Raw genomic sequence first — 20,883 nt, 5'->3', positions numbered from 1 at the left:
ACGTTGGGTAAACTTCGATATAGTGTGTCTGATTTATTAATGATTCCAGAGGGGAAAACGTTTGATAGAAAGAGTGCTAGATACGATATTGGGCGTCTTGCCGATATTTTGATTGCTTTTGCAAATGCCGACGGAGGAACAGTAGCGTTAGGCATTAAGAATAGAGAGTATGAAGGAATCAGTTTACTTTCAGAACAGAAGAAAAATGACATTGAGCAAATAGGCACGCAAAGAATTATTCCATCAATTGATGTGGCAATTGATAAGAAAAAAATCGTCAATCAAAAAGGTAAGAACGATGAGATCTGGTTGCTTTCCGTTAATCCCGCAGATGGGAAGATATATACAAATTCAAGGGATGAAGTTTACTTAAGAATCGGTGATGAAACACACAAGGTGACGTTTGAAGAAAGAAAAAATCTTGAATACGATAAGGGAATCAGAGTCTTTGAGAGTCAGGCTGTCTCTGATGCATTTCTTGAAGATTTAGACTCTGATACTTTGAATCAATATAAAGAACTGTATGGTTTTACTGGTGATAATATTTGGGATTTGTTATTTCCTAAGGGATTGGCAAAAAGGGTTCGTGATAGTAATGGCAGTTTTTCATATCAACTATCTGTTGCAGGTGTACTGCTACTAGCAAAGACCCCTACGGCGTTTATTCCTGGTGCTCGTATTCGCTTTATCCGATACGAGGGTCGTGAAGCTAAACTAGGAACGGATATGAATGTGGTTAAACAGGTATTGATTGAGGGCCCACTTCCAAAAGTGATTGATAGAGCAAGCAAAGAAGTAGAGTCACAATTAAGAACTTTTTCGAGTCTAGACTTAAAAACTGGGAAATTCACTAACGTTCCAGAGTATCCTAAAGGAGCCTGGTTAGAAGGAATTGTTAATGCTGTAACGCATCGGAGCTATAACTATACGGGGGATGATATTCGGATAGTGATGTTTGATGATAGGTTGGAGATTCATAGTCCAGGCTCACTTCCGGCTGTCGTGACAACTGCGAATATAAGACATACTCATTATTCTCGTAATCCATATATTGCACGGGCCCTTACTGATTTTGGATGGGTAAGAGAATTTGGCGAAGGTGTCGATAGAATCTATAAAGATATGAGTGAGTTTTTTCTTGATGAACCAGTGTATGATGTTGATGCAAATAGTGTTAACTTAACTTTGAAGAATAATATTGTAATGAGGTCATTTAGAAAAAATAATGATCTGGAGTCTAGGATTGGATCAGATTGGGATTCCTTGAACTTTATTGAGCAAGCTGCAATCGGAATGGCATATGAACAAGGAAACATCAAAACGAAAGATGTGTTAAAACAGGTGGAAAATTACAGTGCAACTTCGGTGAGAAAAGCGCTGAAACATTTGACCGAGATGGGAATTTTAGAAAGAATTGCTTCAGCACCGACGTCTCCTAATCAGTACTATAAATTAATCAAATAAATATAGCGGTTAATCCCAAGCAAACTTAGGGATTAACCGCTTTTTAATGCCCGCTATCGGTGGGGATGCTGACATGACTATCCTACAAAAACCAATCCCGCAAGTGATCGGCCACCGACCGCTGGAAATTCTCAAACCAGTTGGGATTTTCCGTGTGAATCTCGTCGTACAGGCTGTTGTTGATCTTGGTTAAAATCGCAATCAGCTGGTCCAATTCAGTATCCGTCAGGTCGTCTAAATAGGCGGGAATCTTGGCGGATTCCTTGCTGGCGGTTCGGCGACCGTGGTCGGTCAAGCGGATGATGGTCTTGCGCCGGTCGACCGTGGATTTCTCCTTAGAGACCAGGTTTTTCTTGACCAGCTTATTGACGAACTCGGCCGTGGATTGGGCCGTCATGTTCAGACGGTTGGCCAGCTCCTTTTGGGAGAGGCCGTCCGTTTGCGACAGGGCCAGCAGAATCTTTCCCTGGCCCTGAAATGGCGATTGCTGGTCGCCCTTGTTGGCGTGGCGGCGGTGAGCGAGGTCATCGGCCATGTGCTGGACCATGCCGTACTCGATGAGCTTGCCGGCCGCGTTTCTTTTTTTCGTTAAATTAGGCATGCTATCGCCCTCCATACAGCCATTATACCTGACATCGCCGCCGTGACCAGCGAAACTTGTGGCAAGATGGTTGACAAATTAATCAGGGGGCCTTATGATATTTTTAGTCAGGGGGACCTGATTAATAAACCAGCTAAGAGGGAATGAACATGTCTGAAGAAAATGCAATTGAAGTGCGGCACCTATCGAAACGCTTTGGGGATAATTTAGCGGTCGCTGACCTGTCATTTAACGTTCACCGCGGTGAGGTGTTCGGTCTGTTGGGGCCCAATGGTGCCGGCAAGACCACGACGTTGCGGATGATTACCACGTTACTCAAGCCGGATGCCGGGCAGGTCAAGATTTTTGGCCACGACACCGCGACAGAGGGGCGCTGGGCGCGGTCATTATTTGGATTGACCGGGCAATACGCCTCGGTCGACGAGGACATCTCGGCACGGGAGAACCTGATGATCTTTGCGCGGTTGAACGGGTTGTCTCGGGCGGATGCCAAGGCGCGCACGGCGGAATTGTTGGCCGAGTTTTCGTTGGAACAGTCCGCAGATAAGGCCTTGAAACACTTTTCCGGCGGGATGCGGCGACGCTTGGATTTGGCCGTCAGTCTGATCACGCGTCCGGCATTGATCTTTCTGGATGAACCTACGACTGGCTTGGATCCGCGGACGCGCACGCAGATGTGGACCACCATTCGGGGGTTGGTGGCCCAGGGGTCGACCATCGTGTTGACCACGCAATATCTGGAGGAAGCCGATCAATTGGCCGACCGGTTGGCGGTCATTGACCATGGCAAATTGGTCAAGCTGGGCACGCCGGCCGAACTTAAGCAACAGGTCGGCGGCACGGTTCTAACGTTTACCGTGAACCAGGCCAGTCAGGTCAAAGCGGCGTTACGTATTTTAGCCCAAACCGTCGCCGGCAAAGTTCGGCAGAGCGGTCAACAACTCAGCGTCACCTTGTCCCAACTTACGCAGCTGACGCCGGTTTTAGAAACGCTGAAACGCGCCCAAGTGGCTGTCAGTCGGTTGTCCGTCACGGAACCCTCACTGGACGACGCTTTCATGGCGTTGACCGTGGGGCAGAATTAGGAGGCTTGAAAATATGGATGTCCAAACACACAGTGGTAACGTGGTCATGAACACGGCCACGATGGCTTATCGCAATTTATTGAAGACGGTGCACAATCCGGACCGGTTCATGGATGTCATCATCCAGCCCGTCTTATTCATGGTGATGTTCGGCTACCTGTTCGGTGGCGCGATTGCCGGCAACGTGCAGGCGTATTTGCCGACGATTGTCCCCGGTATCTTGGCACAAACGATGTTGTCGGCGGCGTCCGGGTCGGGGTCCCAGCTCCGCGAAGACCTGGACTCCGGCATCTTTGACCGGTTCAAATCGCTGCCAATGGCTCATATTGCGCCGTTAGCCGGCCAGCTGTTCGCCGACAGTCTGCGGCTGGTGATTGCGGCCATCACCTCACTGACCACCGGCTTCTTGATGGGCTGGCGGCCCGCCGCGGGGTTCGGCTGGGTCCTGGTTTGCGGCCTACTGGCGATCTTTACTGGCTGGGCGCTGTCCTGGGTCTTTGCCTTATTGGGGCTGTTAGCCAAGCAGGCCACGACCGTCCAGAGCTTTTCGTTGATCACCATGCTGGTCCTGTCATTCGTGTCCAACGCCTTCGTGCCGCTCAAATCGCTGACCAAACCATTGCGGGTGTTGGCGGACCTGAATCCCGTGACCTACGTGATCACCGCGATTCGCCAGATCTTAGCCACGGGTGGCTGGACGCACGAATCCCTGTTGGTGTTGGTCGCCGGCGTGATCATCGTGCTGGTCTTTGCGCCATTGACGGTGTGGGCTTATGACCGTAACTGAAGGTTGGAAGACGAAAATCGGCTAGAACAAGTGTTATCAGGCAATTTATGGCATCAAAAGTAGTCGTCTTCAGCCTCACAAGGCAACCCGGCCGCCTACCGTTCGTTAAATACGGGTTGGCGCGCTGGGACGAGTCGAGCCAAAGAACAGTCTCGTCGCCTCGCTTTGCGCTGAAAAACACGTCTATATCCGCCACATAGCCGAAACGTGCGCCAACAGGCAACTGGTTGCGCTTAACACTGCTAGACAAATAATCCAGACCCGGGATTATCCGCCTAGCACCGTTAATGCTCGCCAGTTAACCGCCTGTTGGCACACGTTTTTTAAAGGCAAAAGAAAACGCGTCTGGAAGGTTTGTCCCAGGCGCGTTTGGCGTTGATTGGCGCGGCTCACAGCTTCGGCAGGTGGGGTTCACAAACGCCCCGACTGCCCGGCTGAGCGCTGTTTAGCCCACGCGTGGTTTTGCTTACTGTTTAACTTGTCCCAACCCAAACTGGATATCGTGGACGTTCAGCTCGCGCAGGCGCTGGTCATTTCTTTAAAAGAAGTTCAGCAAGGCCTGTTGGACATCAGCCAATTCAGAGGTCGTCAACTGGGCAATGGGCGCAGAAGTTATCCGTTGCCTGGGATCAATAGAACGGAGATGCTGTGTCAATATGGTTCCTTGCACGTCCTGGTGGTTGGCCAGCTGAATAAAGAGTGGGGACTTGATGAACCGAGTTTCTTCTAAAAACTTCTTGCTTGAGCTGATAGGAACCACGATGATCGTATTGAAATAGTGATTGTAGTGGGCATTGCTGACCACAACACACGGGCGCTTTTTTCTTTTCACGGTCCCTTTAGCTGGGTCGAAATCAACATAGTAGATTTCGCCGGGATTATAAGTCATTCAGGAATAACCTCGTCTCCCTGGTCATTCCCCCAAGCTAATTCATTGGTATCGAGATTGCCATAAACTTGTGCCTGCTGATTGACTTCATGCCAAAAATCAGTGTCCTTTTTAAGGGTAACAGTACCGTCGCTGAGTTGGAAAATAACTTTGTCCTGATTGGTTAGGCCTAATGAGTCCCGAACAGCCTTGGGAATGGTTAGCTGATTTTTTGAAGATAATTTGGCCTTAACGTTAACGACGTTCTTCATATGACCATCTCCTTACTTTTTCTTACTCAGATTACCATGTTAAAATCCATTTATCGACAAATTTAACCCGAGCGTGAGAGAAAACTAAAACCCGCGTCGATTGACAAATATCCTGGTCAGGCGGGCGCGAAAACTAGGGATTAAAACGGAAATTGGGGGATGTGGTTGCGTTTGCTATCCAGTAAGAAAATAAAAAAAAAACCGGTCAGCCACCCACTCGAGCGCTTGACCGGTTTTGCTTACTGTTTCACCTGCCCCAACCCAAACTGGACATCGTGGACATTCAGCTCGCGCAGGCGCTGGTCGCCCCAGTCGTACATGGCGTCGATGATGGGCAGTAGCGAGCGTCCTAGCGGCGTCAGGGAATAGGCGACCTTGACCCGCGGGCCATTGTCTTCGATCTCGCGGTCGATCAGGCTGTCTTCTTGGAGCTCCTTGAGCTTTTTAGCCAACTCCTTGTGCGAGGCGTGGGGCAACAGCGCCTGGAGTTCGTGAAAGTAGTAGCTGCCTTCGTGGCCCAGGTGATAAATGATATTGACTTTCCATTTGCCATTGAACATGGCCAGGGTGAACTCCTTGCGACAGGTGTAATCGCCGTCACGGAGCCGTTGTTGGACGAGTTTGCGAACTGAATCAGTCATGTGATTTCCTCCTTGTAGAATGGGTAACTAAAAAGTGCGTTATTGAGAATGTATCCGTTTCCATTATACTAAGAGTATCAAAGCTTTAGGAGGCAAATTATGAAAAAAGTCTATTTAACCGCCCAGTTTCCGCAAGTTGCACTTGATGAATTGCAGCAAAACAATCTAGAGTTCGCCAGCTATACGGGTGAGGGCTTGATTTCACATGCCGAGTTGTTGCGCCAGGCGGCCAGTGCCGATTACCTGATCACCACGCTGTCCACCCAGGTCGACCGCGAGATTATCGACGCGGCACCCAAGCTCAAGTTGATCGCCAACTTTGGGGCCGGCTTCAACAACATTGATACCGACTACGCCAAATCCAAGGGTATTCAGGTCACCAACACGCCAGCAGTCTCCACGAATTCCGTGACGGAAGTGACCATGGGCCTGATGCTGGCGTTGAGCCACCGGATGGTTGAAGGTGACAAGCTGATGCGGACCAAGGGCTTTGCCGGTTGGGCCCCACTGTTCTTCTTGGGCCACGAGATTGCGGGCAAGCAGCTCGGGGTCGTAGGCCTGGGCAGTATCGGTAAGGAAGTTGCCAAACGCGCGCTGGCCATGGGGATGACCGTGGCTTACTACGGGCCACATCCGTTGTCAGACGCGGATGCCCAGGCGCTCAACGTCCACTATCTGCCGTTAGAAGAGCTGATCAAGACCAGTGACTTCATCAGTATCAACGCACCGGGCACGCCGCAGACGCACCACATGTTTGACGCGGCCGCCTTCGACAACATGAAGGACACGGCTTACCTGATCAACGTCGGCCGGGGACCAATCGTCGACGAGACGGCTCTGCTGGCAGCGTTGAAGGCTGGTAAATTGGCCGGAGCTGCTTTGGACGTTTACGAAAACGAACCTGAAGTTGACGACGGCTTCAAGGCCTTAGACAACGTGATTTTGGTGCCACACATTGGTAACGCCACCGTCGAAGCCCGGGACGCCATGGCCAACATCGTCGCGCACAACGTGGTCTTGCTGGACCAAGGTCAAGCACCAAAGTTCGTGGTCAACGCTTAGCGGACTTGATTTTAGCAAATTAAAGACAATGCGGAAGTCCATCGACTGGTGATTATCAGTTAGATGGACTTTTTTTGTAATGAATCATTTGAAATGACAAGTTGTGACACCCCCAATCGCTATAATGAAATTTAGTTAGTGGGATACATAAGCAACTGACGTGAACGACCACTAACAGAATGTAATGAGGAGGAACAGATTATGCGAGTGAATCATCTTTTAGGCGCCCTCTTAGTGGCGACCACAATCGGCATCGGTGGCACGACACTGAACGCCCCGACCACGGCTCAGGCCAAGGCGAAGAGTAGTTTGGCGACCTTCCCCAAAAACATGCGGGGGACTTGGTACCACTATGAGGAGAACAATGGGTATTACTACAAGAGCATGAAGTTTACGACGAAGAAGTTGGTTTTGCGGAACTACTTTGCTCGTGGTAACATCTTTACGACTAAGCGGACATTGAAATACGTTAAGGTGAAGAGTCTTTCAAGCTATGCCGAAACTGCCGACTTTACTCGTAAGAGTCGCAATCGTGTCAGTGCGTTTGCGGCTAAGAATGGCTATACCAGAATAGTGCCGGGTGGTCTATTGGTCACAGATGGCGGTGGAACTTACAAGGTAATTCACAAAAGTTACAAAGGTAAGTCAGTAAAAGTGCTATATATGAAGGCTTATGAAGCGTTTAACACCAGCTCCACAGATCACTTCTACCAAACCAAGGCGCAGGCTAAGCACTTCAATCCAGTTGGCGCAATGCACAAATAAGCAAGGAGGACGAAATCAATGAAATTCACAAATATGATGGGCGCATTACTGGCGACCGTTAGCTTGGGCGCGGCTTTAGCCGTGACGACGCCAACGACGGATGCGCAAGCCAGCACCAAGACGACCATGGCCAGTTTCCCCAAGAAATTTCAGGGAACCTGGTATTACTACCAGAAGGGCCACTACAACCGCTACACGATCAAGGCCAAGCAGACTTCGTTTCGGAACTTCAGTGGCAAGAAGTGGCGTACAGGGTATAGCCCAGTTAAGGTAACACCGCTGAACAAGAAAACTAAAAATGTGAAGAAATATCAGGGGGATACGGTTCTATTTATGAGTAAGGGCTGGTTGATGGATCATCCCTGGGAATACTATTCCAAAGGCATTAAGATCAATGATCCAGGAACAGAGGGCTATAAGATTGTGACGCGGCATTACCGGGGTAAAAAAATTAAATCACTATTCATTGATCGCGTGTGGGATGCTAGCAACGGCGAACTCCATCTGCAACACTACTACAAGACCAAAGCTCAGGCTAAGGCGTTTAACCCAACCGGTTTGATCGAAGACTATCCGGATTAGGAGGGAATTTCGTGAAAAAACTCACGCGGCTATTGGCCGTCAGCGCGTTGACCGTTCTGGTCGGTGGTGGGGTTGTTGAGACCGTGACACCACAGACGACGGTTCAAGCGGCGAAGAAGACCAAAGCCAAGAAGCAAAAAGCCAAAAAGACTAAAAAAGCTAAGACTAAAAAGGCCAAGAGGACTGCCAAAGAAAAGAAATACTACACGGCTAAGCAGTGGTCCCAGGTCTTGCGTTACCGCAAGCAAGCCAAACGGATTGGCGTGACGACCAAGGGGATGTACGCGCAAAAGCCGCGGCTGAAGAAGCCCTTTCGTCCCGGTAAACTGAGTGCCAGCTACATCAACCGGACCGTCAACTGGATCAATTTCTACCGGACCATGTTTGGCCTGAGCAAGGTTCATGCTGATAGTGACTGGAACACTTCAGCTCAGTATGGTGCAGCCACGTTGGCCGCTGCGGATAAGGGCCTGTCCCACGGTTTGGTTGGCATTAAACGGCCTAGCTTTGTTTCTAAAGCTAATTGGCAAAAAGGAGCCGACGCAACCAATCAGAGTAATCTTTCTCAGGGGATGACCGCACCTTATGATATTGTGACGGGATATCTCAGTGATGATGGTGATCTTAGTGGCTTAGAACCTGGTCATCGGTTGTGGCTCCTGGGAGGCATCGATCGCGTTGGTGTCGGTCAGGCAGGTGGTTACAACGATTTAAGAGTTTTTGCTGATAATAGCTATGACGCAACAACACCTGTTAAGAAGACCGCCTTTCCACGAGCAGGTCTGATGCCGTATGCACTAGTTAGTCAGGGAGCACCATGGTCGGTCTCTTGGCCTGACGAAGACACGGGTGATAGTCATTCAACCCCCCAAGTGCGGGTCTATGATAAGACTGCCAAGAAGACGGTGAAAGTAACGCACGTCAATGCCAGTCAAGGAGGTTATGGCTTTTTTGGGACCACAGTTTATTTCTTACCCAAGAAGAGTCAACTAAAAGTCAACCACGCCTACGTGATTAACATTTCTGGCGTTGAAGATCAAGCAGACATGTCGTACACAACCCGACTATTTGATTTAAAAGTTAATGGAGGGTTCTACTGATGAAAAGATTTGCCAAGCATTTATTGACTCTGGCGAGCGTGGGCATTCTGGGATTAGGCGTCCTCCCGGCACTTCCCGCCCAAGCCGCGACGAAGACGGTCAAGGTCACGAAGGTGAAGCGGGCCGCCTATCATGCCACGAAGGGTACTATCTATACGTCAAAGAAGCTGAACAAGGTGCGGGGCAAAGCCCAATCCTACCAGCACTTGACGCTGTACGTGACCAAGCATGCGACCATCAAGCAAAATGGTAAGAAGAAAGTTTACTACTACATCAACACGAGTAAGGTCAAAGGCTGGCTTTGGCGGGGATACCTCAAGTCCGGTAAAGCAACGCCTGCCGTGGCCACAATGAATGCGGCCATGGCGAAGCGCTTCGTGAAACAAGCCAATATTTACCGGGCCGCCAAGGGGATTGCACCATTGCGTCTGGACTCGACGCGCGTCAATATGTTGAAAGCACACGCCAGTTGGCTAACAATCGGGAAAAATGCTGAAACCAAAGTTAACTGGAAAGCTTATGATCAGGAGACTGCTAAATTGGGATTACCCACCGATAGTAATGTGATGGAAATTGGGAGCACCAGCAGTAAGGCCGACCTGAAGAACAGTCAACGGTTAAGCCAAGCGACGATTGATTTTTACATGATTACGGGTCACAACCAACCGGACTATACCCAAACGGTCTTACGGGCGACGACCACTAAGATTGGCATTTACTGGTTTGACAACCACGGAACGGTGTGGTTTATCCTGTTGCCCGACTAATTATTTTTCCAAAATGAAGCGGAACCGACTGCCTGTTGGCCCAGATTACGCAAGCTTATCAACAGAAGTATGCGGGAGACGCCTCATTGGCCCGGATGATTTCGACCGAACCGACCGGAGCCACGATTGAAGTGCTGCCGGCATAAATTGAATTCGTATTATAAGAGCGCTTGGTGTGCAAACTACCTCAAGCGCTTTTGCTTAGTCTTTTAAATTAGCCAAGACGGACAAAGACAACCGCGGCTTAAACCGACTAGCCCGACCAACCAAGTCTGAAAGTCTGCGGCTATCGACTCTAAGGCTCATCGGCTAATTATCTTTTGGCTCACTTTCTTTGGCTTGTTGCTGTTCCCCCCAGTTGCCCGCTGAACTCAAGGGATTCTTCGACAAGGTCATGCTCAAGGGGTTCGCCTACGAGGAGGCTCCCGCGTGGCGCGGCTTATTGACCAATATCCAAAAGGCCACGGTCATCACAACGGCCACGGTGACGAAAGATTACCTGCGGACCCAGGCCGGCGACCCCATTCAGGGCAACCTGATCAACCGCGTCTTCGCTGACATCGGCATTGACCCGCAGCACACGAACTGGATTCACTTGGGAGAGGCCAACACTACCACCGATGACGTGCGGGAACGGTTTTTGGCGACGCTACCGCAGCGGGTTTTGACTGGGCAAGATTAACGACAAGTCATCATCTGAGTCTGAAACTGGCCAACAGGAGGGGCGTTGTCCTGTATTTGGCGAACTCTCGTAAAGTAGTGCTTACCAGTAACAGTCGGCTTAACCCTAGATAGTAGCCACATTGACGACGATTGTTTCATTGGAAAAGTAACTAAAAGGCTGACCAGGCGCGGAATTTCTCCCGGCTGGTCAGCCTTTAATGTCTATAAAATTACCGTTCGCCGCCCACCAACGTGATCCGTTGGCGCACGTAGCGGCCACTTTCCAGCAAATCAATCATGCCGGTCGCGTAGTCGGCGTAGCTAATATAGCTGTTGGCATCGTCGGTGGCCAGGTAATCCTCGCCGTCGACGTGGTAGTGGCCGGTTGCCGCGCCGGTCGCATCGTAGTTGAAGGCCGGAGTCACGTAGGTCCACGCCAAGTTGGAATAGGACCGGAGTCGGTTGAGACTGGCCACTAAGACGTCGGCCAAGGGCAGCCAGTCGGCCGGATAGTCGGCGCGGTTCTTTAGCATCTGGGTGTGTTCGGCGTTGATGTACAGCGTGCCGGCCCCACCGACCTTGAGATAACGGGTCGCCGTGCCCGCCAGCAATGAGGCGAGATGGGAAATCCCGGTGGTGTGGACGGCAAATGTTGCCGGTGTCCAGGCACTGACGGCATCAATTACGGCGTCAACGTCGGCCAGGTCGGCCTTCGTCAGGTCAAAGAGGTCCTTGATCAACAGGTGATCTGCTCCCAGGGTGATGTCAGGATGGTCGCGATGGGCGATGGCCAACACGGTGTGCCCGCGTTGCTTGGCTTCATGGATAATGGCCTGACCAGATTTACCAAAGGCGCCAATAACAGCAATTTTCATCAGATGACTTCCTTTCAGTTAGTAACGGTCCTCACGCATCGACTGCGGCCAATCCTTGATGGAATGGTGGCGGTCAAATTGGCGGAGGCTGGCGATTTCGGCTGGCGTCAAATCAAAGTCTAGTGACGCCAGGTTGGTTGCGAGGTGGTCAACGTTGGTGGACTTGGGGATGGTGACGATGCCCTGTTGGGTCAACCAGCGAAGCAGCACCTGCGCAGGCGTAACGCCGTGGGCTTGGGCGATGGTCGTCACGGCCGGTAACGCCATCATTTCGGGCCCAAAGTTTTCCCCCAGTGGCGCCCAGGATTCGTGAATGATGTCGTGGGCATCGAGGTAGGGCCGTAGCTTGGCCTGTTGCCAGAAAAGGTGGGTCTCTACTTGGTCGATGACCGGCTTGACGTGGCTGTTGGCCAGGAGGTCGTCGAGTTGCTTGGGGTTGAAATTACTGAGGCCGATGGCACGGACCTTGCCGGCTTGGTAGGCGTCTTCTAGGGCGCGATAGGTCTCCAAGCGATGGGTTGTGGGCCAGTGAATCAGCACCAGGTCGAAGTAGTCGCCGCCCAAGCGTTGCAGCGACTCATCCAGGCCGTGAGCGGTCGCTTCGTAGCCGTCCGTTTGCGTCTTGGTGGTGACGAAAAATTGGTCGCGAGCTAGCCCGCTGTTGGCAATCGCCGTGCCGACGCCGGGTTCCGTGCCGTAGACCTGAGCAGTATCAATACTGCGGTAGCCCAGATTGATGGCGTTGGTCACATTTTGCGCGGTGACAGCCGGTGGCGTTTGAAAGGTGCCGTAGCCCAAGATGGGCATTTGGACACCGTTATTGAAGGTCACGTATTCCATGGATTAAAACTTCCTTTCATCGTCAAATCAACTTTAGGCACTAGCCTACACGTGTTTGGGCGATTCGTAAAATACTTAGTTTACATGTTGACGATACAAAAACTGAATAGTTGTGCTAGAATCAGGGAAATGAGGAAATTGGAGGGCGTTACCATGGATTTACGCGTCTTGAATTACTTTTTAATGACGGCCAAGGAGGGCAACGTCACCCGCGCGGCGGCACTACTGCACGTGACGCAACCCACGCTATCACGTCAACTCAAGGGGGTGGAACAGGAAATGGGCGTGGCGTTATTTGACCGCAGCGGCCACAGCTTCACGCTGACGCCGGCCGGGCAGTTATTTCGGCAACGCGCCCAGGACATGGTCAACTTGATGACGCGGACTCAGGCTGACCTGCAGGCGAGCGAGGTGTTGACGGGGACAGTGGCAATTGGTTGTAGCGAGCTGCAGAGCATGGCGGAGGTGGCCGACTTGATGGATACCTTCCAGCAGTGCCATCCCCAGGTGAAGTTCGCCCTGCACAGCGGCAATACCGATGACATCAAGGCCGGCATCGACCGCGGCGTGATTGACGTCGGCCTGTTGATCGAACCTATCGCAATGGACCGGTATGATTTCGTCCGGATGGCCAGCAAAGAGACCTGGGGCATTTTGGCCCACGAGACGTCTAAATTTGCCGACTATGAGGCGATTCACCCTGGCGATTTGGTCGGCACTCCGGTCATCACGGTCTTGGACAAGCTGGGTCACGACGAGCTGACAAATTGGTCGGGCAAGTACGCGGCGGAAATGGGCAACCTGGCTCAGTACAATCTGTTGTACAACGCGGCCATGCTGGCCCAGCACAACCACGGCGTCGTGGTGTGCTTGAAATTGAATCAACACTTTGACCACTTGAAATTCATTCCCTTAGTCCCCAAGCTAGAACTCCGCTCCGCTTTGGTCTGGCGCGCCCAACAGGTCCATTCGCGCGCGGCGACGGCCTTTGTGGAATTCTTGCGGGAGAAGAAGGGGTAGGTGAAGTAGGGCCAGCAGGTCGTGTGTTTCCGGCGTTGAGCTGGTATAGTAGAAACAACTACACGAGAGGGGATGGGGACGGTGGATTGGGAAACGTTATTTGAGCCACAAATCATTAAGCGGGGCTGGGACTATTATCAGCAGGACCTGGTGACGAATTTTCGGCACCGCGATGGGCAGATCACGGCGACAGTGTTAGGGAGTAAACGCTATCAAGTCACGCTCGACGTGGATGGCGAACGGCTGCTGGCGGGCAGTTGTACCTGTCCGTATGCCGCGGGGGATCGCTACTGCAAGCACATGGCCGCGGTCTTGTTCATGGCCGATGACGTGGCTGCCAACACTCCTGACGAAACGACCGTCGCTGCCCTCCTGAAGCGCGCGACGGATCAGCAGGTGCGCGACTTCTTGGCCCAAATGATGCAGGTCGATCCCGGATTAATGCCCCAGTTTGCGCAGCAGCTGGGCCGTGATCCCCACAAGCCGGGCACGGATCTGAGCGACTACCAACACCAGCTGGACCAAGTCATGCTAAAGTACACGGGCGGCACCTATTTCGTCGACTATCCCCAGGGGGACGCACTTACCACGGCTATTGGCGATTTCTTGGCGCAAACGGTGCGGCGATTGTTGGCGGCAAAACAGGTGAAGCTGGCCGTTGAGGTAGTTAACCAAGTGGCCTTGAGCATCGCCGAGTTGGTGTTCGATGACGGTCTGGAAGACGAGACCATGTGGCTGGTCGATGCGTGCGTGCACGCCTGGCGCCGGGTGCTTAAATCAGCCGACTACCGGGTGAAGAAAGCCGCGTTCGACTGGTTCTTAGCGGACGTGTTGCGGCTGGGAGTAGTCGCAACGGATGCGCTGACCGTGATGTTTGATACCTTTCTAGAGCCGGACTTTCTTCAGGAAAAAGTCGACTGGACCGCCCATCAGTTGACTATCGTGCCCCAGATTCAAGATCGGCGGGAACGCCAGCGGCAGCGCAATCGCTGGGTGAAGCTGCATTTATTGGCCATGCAACAGCTCAAGCTGCCACCGGCCAAGATCGAACGGTTCTGTGTGGGCTATCTCAGCACCAAGCAGGCGCGGTTGGCGTACGTGGCGCTGCGGCTGGACCAGCAGGATTACGCAACGGCCGTGCGCCAATTGATTCTGGGCCAACAGGCTGCCTCGTCGTGGGATAGGGCAGACTTTAGCGACCCACTGCGCCAGCTGTACCGGCAGTTGGCCCAGACTGTCACGTTGGAATTGCAACGGTCCCTATTGGTCCTGAGCTACAGCCTGGGAGATACGGGCTTTTACCAGGCCTTGAAGCGCCAGTGTGCGCCTGAACAATGGCCGCAGCGGCGTCAATACCTGTTGGCCGGATTGCCGCAAGGCACGGATTGGCTGCCCTTGTTGGCCGTGGATCAGTCGACCCCCGACTTACTAGCGGGCGTCCTGGCCCGACCGGGATTACAGGCGGTGCAGGCCTATCAACGGTTCTTGTTGCCGCAATTTGCCCCGCAGCTGGTTGAAAAATACGTGCAAGAGCTGTATCAGGCGGCCCAGTCGGCCAAGTCCCGCACCCAGTACCACCAGTTGGTCGCCTGGTTGACTGACCTGGTCAAGTTGCCTGGTGGCCGACCGGCTGCCAATCAGGTGGCCAGAGACTGGCGGCAACGTTACCACCGGCGCTCGGCCATGATGGATGAGCTGAACGTTTACTTTTAAAAAACGAGGAGGAATTATCATGTCAGAGAAACCCATTGCGATGGAAATCACGATTAAATTAAAGGATGTTCGCCCGGCGACGTGGCGGACGTTGTTGGTCCCTATCGACATTCGTTACGACCAGCTACACGTGCTGTTACAGCTGGCGTTTGGCTGGGAAAATGAGCATCTCTACGGCTTCTGGTCCAAGGGAAACCGCGAGCAAATGTATGTGCAATCGGTCGATGAATGGGGTGACTCGGGGGACATGCCCGCGTCCCAGGGGCACCTGTACACTGATGTCGCGGTCGGGCCGGTGATTTACGAATACGACTTCGGCGATAGCTGGGAGCACGTGATCACCTTAAAGCACCTCTTGACGGCGACCCAACTGGCGGGGCGGCAGCTGCCCAGTTGTGTGCGGGGTTCCGGTGCTAACCGCTTAGAAGACGCGCGAGGAAAGGGTGTCGACGGCCAGGGTGATCGTTACAATCGGGAGGCAGTGAATCTTCTGCTGGCCCACTGGAAGACGGCTGAGAAGGCGATGAATGCTGAGAAATGGTATTTTTGACGGGGAATTGGCGTTGGGCCGAAACGGTTAAAACAGAAATTACTTAAAGTCAAAGCGGCTCATTCAGGACAGATTGGATGGGGCGCTTTGGTCTAGCTGAATTAAACGGTTAATTTCTAAATCGACGGCGGCAATTCTGGTATGGTCGAGGAAAATCAAATTAGGCAGTGAGCTGTATTAGGTTACAATTACGGTGCAGGCCGGTCAGATGGTCGCCGCTAGTTGTACCTATTCATACGCCGTGGATGGCAAGTATTACCGGTACATGTCCGCGGTCTTGTTTCAAGTAGCGGCCCCAGCTGACTCAAAACAGTTCTAGTTGAGCTAACGGATTGTAAATCAGGATAGTTAATTCAGCCTGATACGTTGCATGAACCGTCGATATCGTGATAGATTTAGGCCAAGAGATAACGTTGCGTCTTTAGATTTTGGGGGACTGAGGATGCGTAGGGGGACATCAGTTCTAAGCGTGATTTTTCAGGCGGCAAAGTTTAAAGACGAACGCGTGTGAGTGTTGGTCAGCGGAGTTGTGATAAGGAATAGGGGGAGATCACAATGACATTGCAAGTACTGCTGGAAAATTTGGGGACCCTGTTGGGCTTATTTTTCTTGATCTATGGCCTCGTACAGTTCTGTTATCAAGTCTGGGAGCTGCACAAGAAGCACCGCGACTACCGCAAGTGGTGCCAAAGCGTTAAGCCCAGTGGGGTGCAAATGGACATCCAAAAACGGGGCGGCAAGTATCGGATGCAGTAAGATTGCGGGAACAAGCGGGAGACGGAGTAACGTTAATCGCTGAGAAGGTAAATCAATTGACCTAGTATTGAAAACGACTGATTCCGGTTAATGGGATTGGTCTTTTTTGTTTGGCTGAAGACTGAAGGTTGAAAGATGAAAATCAGCTGGAACTATTGTTATCATGCGACTCATGGCGTTAAATTTGCTCATTGATAGCTTCATAGTCGGAACTGGCCGACTACCGTTCGCCAAATATGGGTTGGAACGCTGGGGGATGGGCCGAGCCCAAAGGCGGTCTCGACGCCTCGCTTTGAGCCGAGAAACACGTCTATATCTGCCACATAGCCGAAACGTGCGCCGACAGGCAACTGGTTCCGCTTAACACTGCTAGACAAATAATCCAGACCCGGGATTATCCGCCTAGCACCGTTAATGCTCGCCAGTTAACCGTCTGTCGTCACACTCTTTCCAGCGGCTGAACCCATATTTGGAGAACTCTCGGCTAAGGTTGTGCTTGCCAGTAACAGGTGTCTTAATCCCAGATGGTAGCTGCATTGACGACAGATCTTTCATTAACGCAGTGCTGCTGATAGACGTCAACCTTGCCGGAGGCAGCCAGGGTGGAGCCAGCTGTGTCGGCGGTGTTGGCTGAGGTTTTGTCTCAGCCTACAGCGCGGGACGACTTGAGAGACTGGTGGGTTTTGCCAGGCTCTCAAGCGAACCGGAAGACCGCTCCTCAGGCTGGAGGTGTTCCCCAGAGCAGGTGGAACCCTGGCTGACGCAGGTGCCTGGTTTCACCAATTTTAGATGTCAGAACACCGTCATTACGGCAATCAGCGCTTAATTTCACTTTCAACCTTCAGCTGAAGACAAAAAATACGGCTAAACCGTCAATGGCTTAGCCGTACTGGAACGCTTATTTCCAAACGATAAATTGCTTATTGGCCGTAATGTAATCCCCATTACGCAATTGATAACGCGTCACGTGGCCGGTCTTCACCAGCCGCTTAATTTTCAGCACCCGTCCCGGCTTGATATAGCGTTGCCGTTGCGCGTGCTTGAGGGTTTTGCCCGAATAGGCGTAGATGCCTTGCAGCGTCTTGACCTTGCTGGTCGGGTGTTGGTAGTACAGGGGTGTGACCGCGGCCGCTTTGATGTAGCCGCCACTCACCCGATACCACAGGTGGCCATGGGCGCGGACCGTGCCGAGCACGTTAAAGACGTGGGCAGTGGACCGCTGGTGTTTGGCGTAAGTCTTGGCAACCTTGGTTCCCGTTAAATGACGGTAGACAATGACCTTTTTCGTCACCAGGACCTTGCGCGGCGTGGCTTTCGTCACTGGCCGAACGGTCGGCTTCGTCTGACGAGGTTTGGCCGGCTTGGGAGTCGACGTTGCCGGTTTAGTCGCCGGTGTTTTTGGGGCTTCCGGGGTTGCTGGCGTCGTCGGGGTCGTTGCGGTGGTCGGTGCTTGCCGGTCCTGCAGCAATTTGAATAGATGGTGACTTTCGAAGAGGTCGCCCATCTTGAGCAACAGGTCGTCGCCACCCTTCGCGGCATTGAACTGAATCCCCAGGGGCATCCCGTTGCGCGGCGAGACGTAGGTCGGCAAGCTGATGGCGGGTTCCCCAGTCAGATTGGCTTGCTGGGTAAAGGGCGACTTGCTGAGGCCGTGAAGCCAGGCATCGTAAATCAATTGGAGCTGGTCTTCGCTGGTGGCCAACTGGTCAATCTTGGCCAGTTTGGCCTCGTAGGCCGGTAAGACGCTCGGATCACTGTTGGCCGGTGCCGTGGTGGCGGTCGTCGGCGTCAAATACAGCGGGTATTGTTCATGGAAGCGGGCCATTTGATCCTTGGCCTGGGCAATCGTGTCGCGGGCCGCGGCTGTTTGGTCGGCGGTTACGCGTTTGCTGGCTTGGTAGAGGGCCCAATCCAGGGTGCTGACGTCATTGGTGGTAATGGCGTGGCCCAATTTTGGTGCTGAGATATAGTTGGCAACACTTCCGGCGCTGGTGTCCAGAAGGTAGTAGGCCTTCATCAAGGCGACGCCATCAGTGGGCGCGTTGACCTCTTTGACAGTAAAGCCCTGTGCCTTGAGAAAATTAACGGCCTGGTGGACCGCATCAACGGCGTCTTGACTCACCGGGGTGCCGACGGGGGACTTGGTGGAGTAGGCGATCGGTGTGTCTTTTAGCTGCGCGGGAACGGCGTTGAGTTTAAAAGTGGCGTTCTTGAGCCCGGCAAATAGGGCCGCGGTATCCGCCATGGTCTTGGTTTCCACAAAATTGACCGTTGTGGCAGTGTCAGCAGAACTGTCGCTGCTGATGGCACCTTGGGTGGGTTTCAAACCGATCACGCCGGACCAGGAAGCCGGAATCCGCACGGAACCACCGGCGTCGCTGCCGCTGGCTACGGGCGTCATCCCATCGGCAACACTGGCGGTACTGCCGCCGGAAGAGCCACCGGGATTATCAGCCAGGTTCCAGGGGTTGCTGGCGGGACCGTAGAGCTTGGAGTTCGTGATGTTCAGCAGTCCCATTTCGGGAAAATTGGTCTGGCCGATGACGATGAAACCTTGGGCCTGCAAATTTTTCACGATACGACTAGTAGATTTGGTAACGTTGTCACGAGAAGCGAGTAGCCCATTGGTATTGGGCATGCCGGCTATCGTATGGCCCAGACCCTTGATCAGGATCGGCACACCGAGAAATTTCTGCCCGGTGTCCTGGAGATCCGCGGCTTCTTTGAGCGCGGCATCTTCGCGGAGCGTGATGACACTATTTAACCGCGGATTGTCCGCCTTGACCTTGGCGATGGCCTGCTTGACCAATTGCGTGCTGGTCGTCTGGCCGCTGCGGACGGCTTGGGCCAGCTGCAGGGCACTCTGTGTTTCGTAAGCATGTTCACTGATACCAGCTGGTTGCGCGACGGCTGTCGGGGCATTGGCGGTAACAGTACTGTCTGCGGCGCTGGCTGTAACCGGCAGCAGCGTTCCCAGACTCAAAATGAGTACCAGGGCCAACGTTAACCAGCGTTGACCGTGGCGTGAGGTGTTCTTAACCAATAAAAACAACTTCTTTCATATTATTTTTCCAACAGCACCCATTTTACGTGTTTAGAGTATTTATGAAAAGGCTTCCATCTAATAATTTGCTGCGCGAATGATTGGGACCTGAACGCTAGCCAGTGGGGATGCGGGATTTTCACTGGGCATGTCAGTTTTGTGTGGTCCATCTTGGGAGGGATAGCAAATGGCCAAGCGCCGATGTCACCAATGAATCCTGGAGCATTTTGGTTCTGGCTGTCGTGGCGCTACAGGACTAAAACAGAAAACCGCGAGAAGAGACACTCATTTTCAGCTGAGAAAAAAGTTTTTGGCGTGGCGAGTAAACGGTCGGGGGTGCAATTTAAAGCAAGAGGAGACGCTGGCATTTGAGAAATCGTGTGGCTTACCAGGGTCTGTGCACCGCCGAGCGCCAACCGGTTGCGCTAATCCCTCACATCGGCCGGCTTGGCTAAGGGCTAGGCATTTCCATAGATTTTCAGAAAATTTTTTGATAGGATTGCCTCCAAGCATTGCGCTTAACTATTTTTGGGAGGAATTGCTTGTGGCATCAGATTTACAATACACGCAATATTTAGACTCGATTCGGTCCTACACGGAACAGGACCAACTCACCAAGGCGATGATTTTGATTGGCTACGTGGAGCGGGATTTCATCCGGTTTTACCGTGCGGGCCGCATCGCCGAGGGCCTGAAATTTGCGACGGAAAACCTGGCGCGTTCGCGGGACCTGTTGAACCGGTTGACGCCGGAACAGAAAGTGGCGCAACTCCACGCGCTGGTGGATATTCTCTCGTTTGAGGGCATTCAAAATCACGTGAAAATTTTCAAATTTGTCCAGCTACGCACCCAGTATCACCAGCAGTTACTGGCGTTGCCGGTGACGACGGCTAAGTACATTCCTTGGATGAAACGCATCATCGAGGACTTCGGCCAGTTGGCCCAAACGGACGGCCTGGCCTACGCCGACCACCTGGAGTCCACGCTGGACGTGATTTACTACATCAACGCTCACGTGCGCGAAAAGCTGACGGTCAAGCAGGTGTTGACTCACGTGAATCAGCGCTGCAATCCTATTGGCGTGCAGCGGGGCTTTAACGAGGAGATGCACATGTCGATCCGTGATTACATCAACGTCAAGAAGATCCGCGAGGCCCAACGCATCCTGTTGCTGACCACGATGCGGGTCGGCCAGATTGCTCAAGAACTGAATTTTTACGACGCGGCCGATTTTTCCAAACGGTTCAAACGTGAACTCGGGATGACCCCACTGGAATATCGGCAACAGAACAGTGAAGTAGATTAACTTTATTCGCCGATAGCACCCCAGTTGCCGGGGGTTAACGCCAGAATATGCAGTACTTGTATTTTTGGGGGTGACTTGAAAAAATTAAATACAAATTCGCGTTTGGCCCGGCCTTCTCCCGTT

Annotated in this window: 21 protein-coding genes; 14 read left to right on the top strand and 7 right to left on the bottom strand. The window is 52.5% G+C overall.

Annotated elements, in window-relative coordinates:
- Positions 1-1,464 (top strand): ATP-binding protein (locus tag EGT51_RS01655; protein WP_318531297.1); only part of this gene is annotated, 1,464 nt, incomplete at its 5' end.
- 82 nt (positions 1,465-1,546) lie between these two features.
- Here EGT51_RS01655 and EGT51_RS01650 read toward each other — a convergent pair.
- Positions 1,547-2,065, bottom strand: coding sequence for a MarR family winged helix-turn-helix transcriptional regulator (locus EGT51_RS01650; protein WP_167850112.1), 519 nt, complete (start codon positions 2,063-2,065; stop codon positions 1,547-1,549).
- Positions 2,066-2,214: 149 nt separating this feature from the next.
- On the opposite strand from EGT51_RS01650, the gene EGT51_RS01645 reads away from it, so the two are divergent.
- The gene (locus tag EGT51_RS01645; RefSeq protein ID WP_135367050.1) at positions 2,215-3,150 is read left to right on the top strand and encodes an ATP-binding cassette domain-containing protein; all 936 of its coding nucleotides are present in this window, start codon (positions 2,215-2,217) and stop codon (positions 3,148-3,150) included.
- A 13-nt stretch (positions 3,151-3,163) separates the two neighbouring features.
- Entirely contained in the window at positions 3,164-3,937 is a 774-nt protein-coding gene (locus EGT51_RS01640; RefSeq protein WP_135367049.1) for an ABC transporter permease, read from the top strand.
- Positions 3,938-4,475: 538 nt separating this feature from the next.
- On the opposite strand, the gene EGT51_RS01635 is transcribed toward EGT51_RS01640, so the two are convergent.
- From EGT51_RS01635 to EGT51_RS01625, 3 genes are all read right to left on the bottom strand, one after another.
- Positions 4,476-4,826 (bottom strand): type II toxin-antitoxin system PemK/MazF family toxin, encoded by a 351-nt coding sequence (locus EGT51_RS01635; RefSeq protein WP_135367048.1) that lies wholly within the window; start codon positions 4,824-4,826, stop codon positions 4,476-4,478.
- On the bottom strand, positions 4,823-5,077 hold the full coding sequence (locus tag EGT51_RS01630; RefSeq protein WP_135367047.1) for an AbrB/MazE/SpoVT family DNA-binding domain-containing protein: 255 nt from the start codon (positions 5,075-5,077) through the stop codon (positions 4,823-4,825). The genes EGT51_RS01635 and EGT51_RS01630 overlap by 4 nt, the downstream gene beginning before the upstream one ends.
- Positions 5,078-5,316: 239 nt before the next feature.
- Positions 5,317-5,718 (bottom strand): winged helix-turn-helix transcriptional regulator, encoded by a 402-nt coding sequence (locus tag EGT51_RS01625; RefSeq protein ID WP_135367046.1) that lies wholly within the window; start codon positions 5,716-5,718, stop codon positions 5,317-5,319.
- A 99-nt stretch (positions 5,719-5,817) separates the two neighbouring features.
- On the opposite strand from EGT51_RS01625, the gene EGT51_RS01620 reads away from it, so the two are divergent.
- The 6 genes from EGT51_RS01620 (at position 5,818) to EGT51_RS01595 (ending at position 10,676) form a co-directional block, all read left to right on the top strand.
- On the top strand, positions 5,818-6,780 hold the full coding sequence (locus EGT51_RS01620; protein WP_135367045.1) for a 2-hydroxyacid dehydrogenase family protein: 963 nt from the start codon (positions 5,818-5,820) through the stop codon (positions 6,778-6,780).
- A gap of 201 nt (positions 6,781-6,981) precedes the next feature.
- Positions 6,982-7,545 carry a hypothetical protein gene (locus EGT51_RS01615; RefSeq protein WP_135367044.1) on the top strand — a complete coding sequence of 188 codons (564 nt, stop codon included), beginning with the start codon at positions 6,982-6,984 and terminating at the stop codon, positions 7,543-7,545.
- 18 nt (positions 7,546-7,563) lie between these two features.
- Positions 7,564-8,127 carry a hypothetical protein gene (locus tag EGT51_RS01610; protein WP_135367043.1) on the top strand — a complete coding sequence of 188 codons (564 nt, stop codon included), beginning with the start codon at positions 7,564-7,566 and terminating at the stop codon, positions 8,125-8,127.
- 11 nt (positions 8,128-8,138) lie between these two features.
- Positions 8,139-9,227, top strand: a complete 1,089-nt coding sequence (locus EGT51_RS01605) for a CAP domain-containing protein (protein ID WP_135367042.1) — start codon at positions 8,139-8,141, stop codon at positions 9,225-9,227.
- Positions 9,227-9,994, top strand: a complete 768-nt coding sequence (locus EGT51_RS01600) for a hypothetical protein (protein ID WP_135367041.1) — start codon at positions 9,227-9,229, stop codon at positions 9,992-9,994. The genes EGT51_RS01605 and EGT51_RS01600 overlap by 1 nt, the downstream gene beginning before the upstream one ends.
- A gap of 358 nt (positions 9,995-10,352) precedes the next feature.
- On the top strand, positions 10,353-10,676 hold the full coding sequence (locus EGT51_RS01595; protein ID WP_225428662.1) for an NAD(P)H-dependent oxidoreductase: 324 nt from the start codon (positions 10,353-10,355) through the stop codon (positions 10,674-10,676).
- Positions 10,677-10,887: 211 nt separating this feature from the next.
- Here EGT51_RS01595 and EGT51_RS01590 read toward each other — a convergent pair whose 3' ends face one another.
- Both EGT51_RS01590 and EGT51_RS01585 read right to left on the bottom strand, forming a co-directional pair.
- Entirely contained in the window at positions 10,888-11,532 is a 645-nt protein-coding gene (locus tag EGT51_RS01590) for an NAD(P)-dependent oxidoreductase (RefSeq protein ID WP_135367040.1), read from the bottom strand.
- Positions 11,533-11,550: 18 nt separating this feature from the next.
- Complete coding sequence (locus EGT51_RS01585) at positions 11,551-12,372, bottom strand: aldo/keto reductase (protein ID WP_135367039.1); 822 nt, start codon at positions 12,370-12,372, stop codon at positions 11,551-11,553.
- Between the two features lie 153 nt (positions 12,373-12,525).
- On the opposite strand from EGT51_RS01585, the gene EGT51_RS01580 reads away from it, so the two are divergent.
- From EGT51_RS01580 to EGT51_RS01565, 4 genes are all read left to right on the top strand, one after another.
- Complete coding sequence (locus EGT51_RS01580) at positions 12,526-13,392, top strand: LysR family transcriptional regulator (RefSeq protein ID WP_135367038.1); 867 nt, start codon at positions 12,526-12,528, stop codon at positions 13,390-13,392.
- 81 nt (positions 13,393-13,473) lie between these two features.
- Positions 13,474-15,105: an SWIM zinc finger family protein gene (locus EGT51_RS01575; RefSeq protein ID WP_167850110.1), complete on the top strand. Its 1,632-nt coding sequence runs from the start codon at positions 13,474-13,476 to the stop codon at positions 15,103-15,105.
- Positions 15,106-15,124: 19 nt separating this feature from the next.
- The gene (locus EGT51_RS01570) at positions 15,125-15,655 is read left to right on the top strand and encodes a plasmid pRiA4b ORF-3 family protein (RefSeq protein WP_135367036.1); all 531 of its coding nucleotides are present in this window, start codon (positions 15,125-15,127) and stop codon (positions 15,653-15,655) included.
- A 555-nt stretch (positions 15,656-16,210) separates the two neighbouring features.
- Positions 16,211-16,411 carry a hypothetical protein gene (locus EGT51_RS01565; RefSeq protein WP_135367035.1) on the top strand — a complete coding sequence of 67 codons (201 nt, stop codon included), beginning with the start codon at positions 16,211-16,213 and terminating at the stop codon, positions 16,409-16,411.
- Positions 16,412-17,309: 898 nt separating this feature from the next.
- Here EGT51_RS01565 and EGT51_RS01560 read toward each other — a convergent pair.
- Positions 17,310-19,454: an amidase family protein gene (locus EGT51_RS01560; RefSeq protein WP_135367034.1), complete on the bottom strand. Its 2,145-nt coding sequence runs from the start codon at positions 19,452-19,454 to the stop codon at positions 17,310-17,312.
- Positions 19,455-19,998: 544 nt separating this feature from the next.
- Here EGT51_RS01560 and EGT51_RS01555 point away from each other — a divergent pair.
- Positions 19,999-20,760: a helix-turn-helix transcriptional regulator gene (locus tag EGT51_RS01555; RefSeq protein WP_135367033.1), complete on the top strand. Its 762-nt coding sequence runs from the start codon at positions 19,999-20,001 to the stop codon at positions 20,758-20,760.
- The last annotated feature ends 123 nt before the right edge of the window (positions 20,761-20,883 follow it).

This window comes from Levilactobacillus suantsaiihabitans, from assembly GCF_004745505.1.
GTDB classification, from domain to species: domain Bacteria; phylum Bacillota; class Bacilli; order Lactobacillales; family Lactobacillaceae; genus Levilactobacillus; species Levilactobacillus suantsaiihabitans.
Note: the sequence above shows the minus strand (reverse complement) of the source record. Positions and strands in the feature narration are given on the sequence as shown.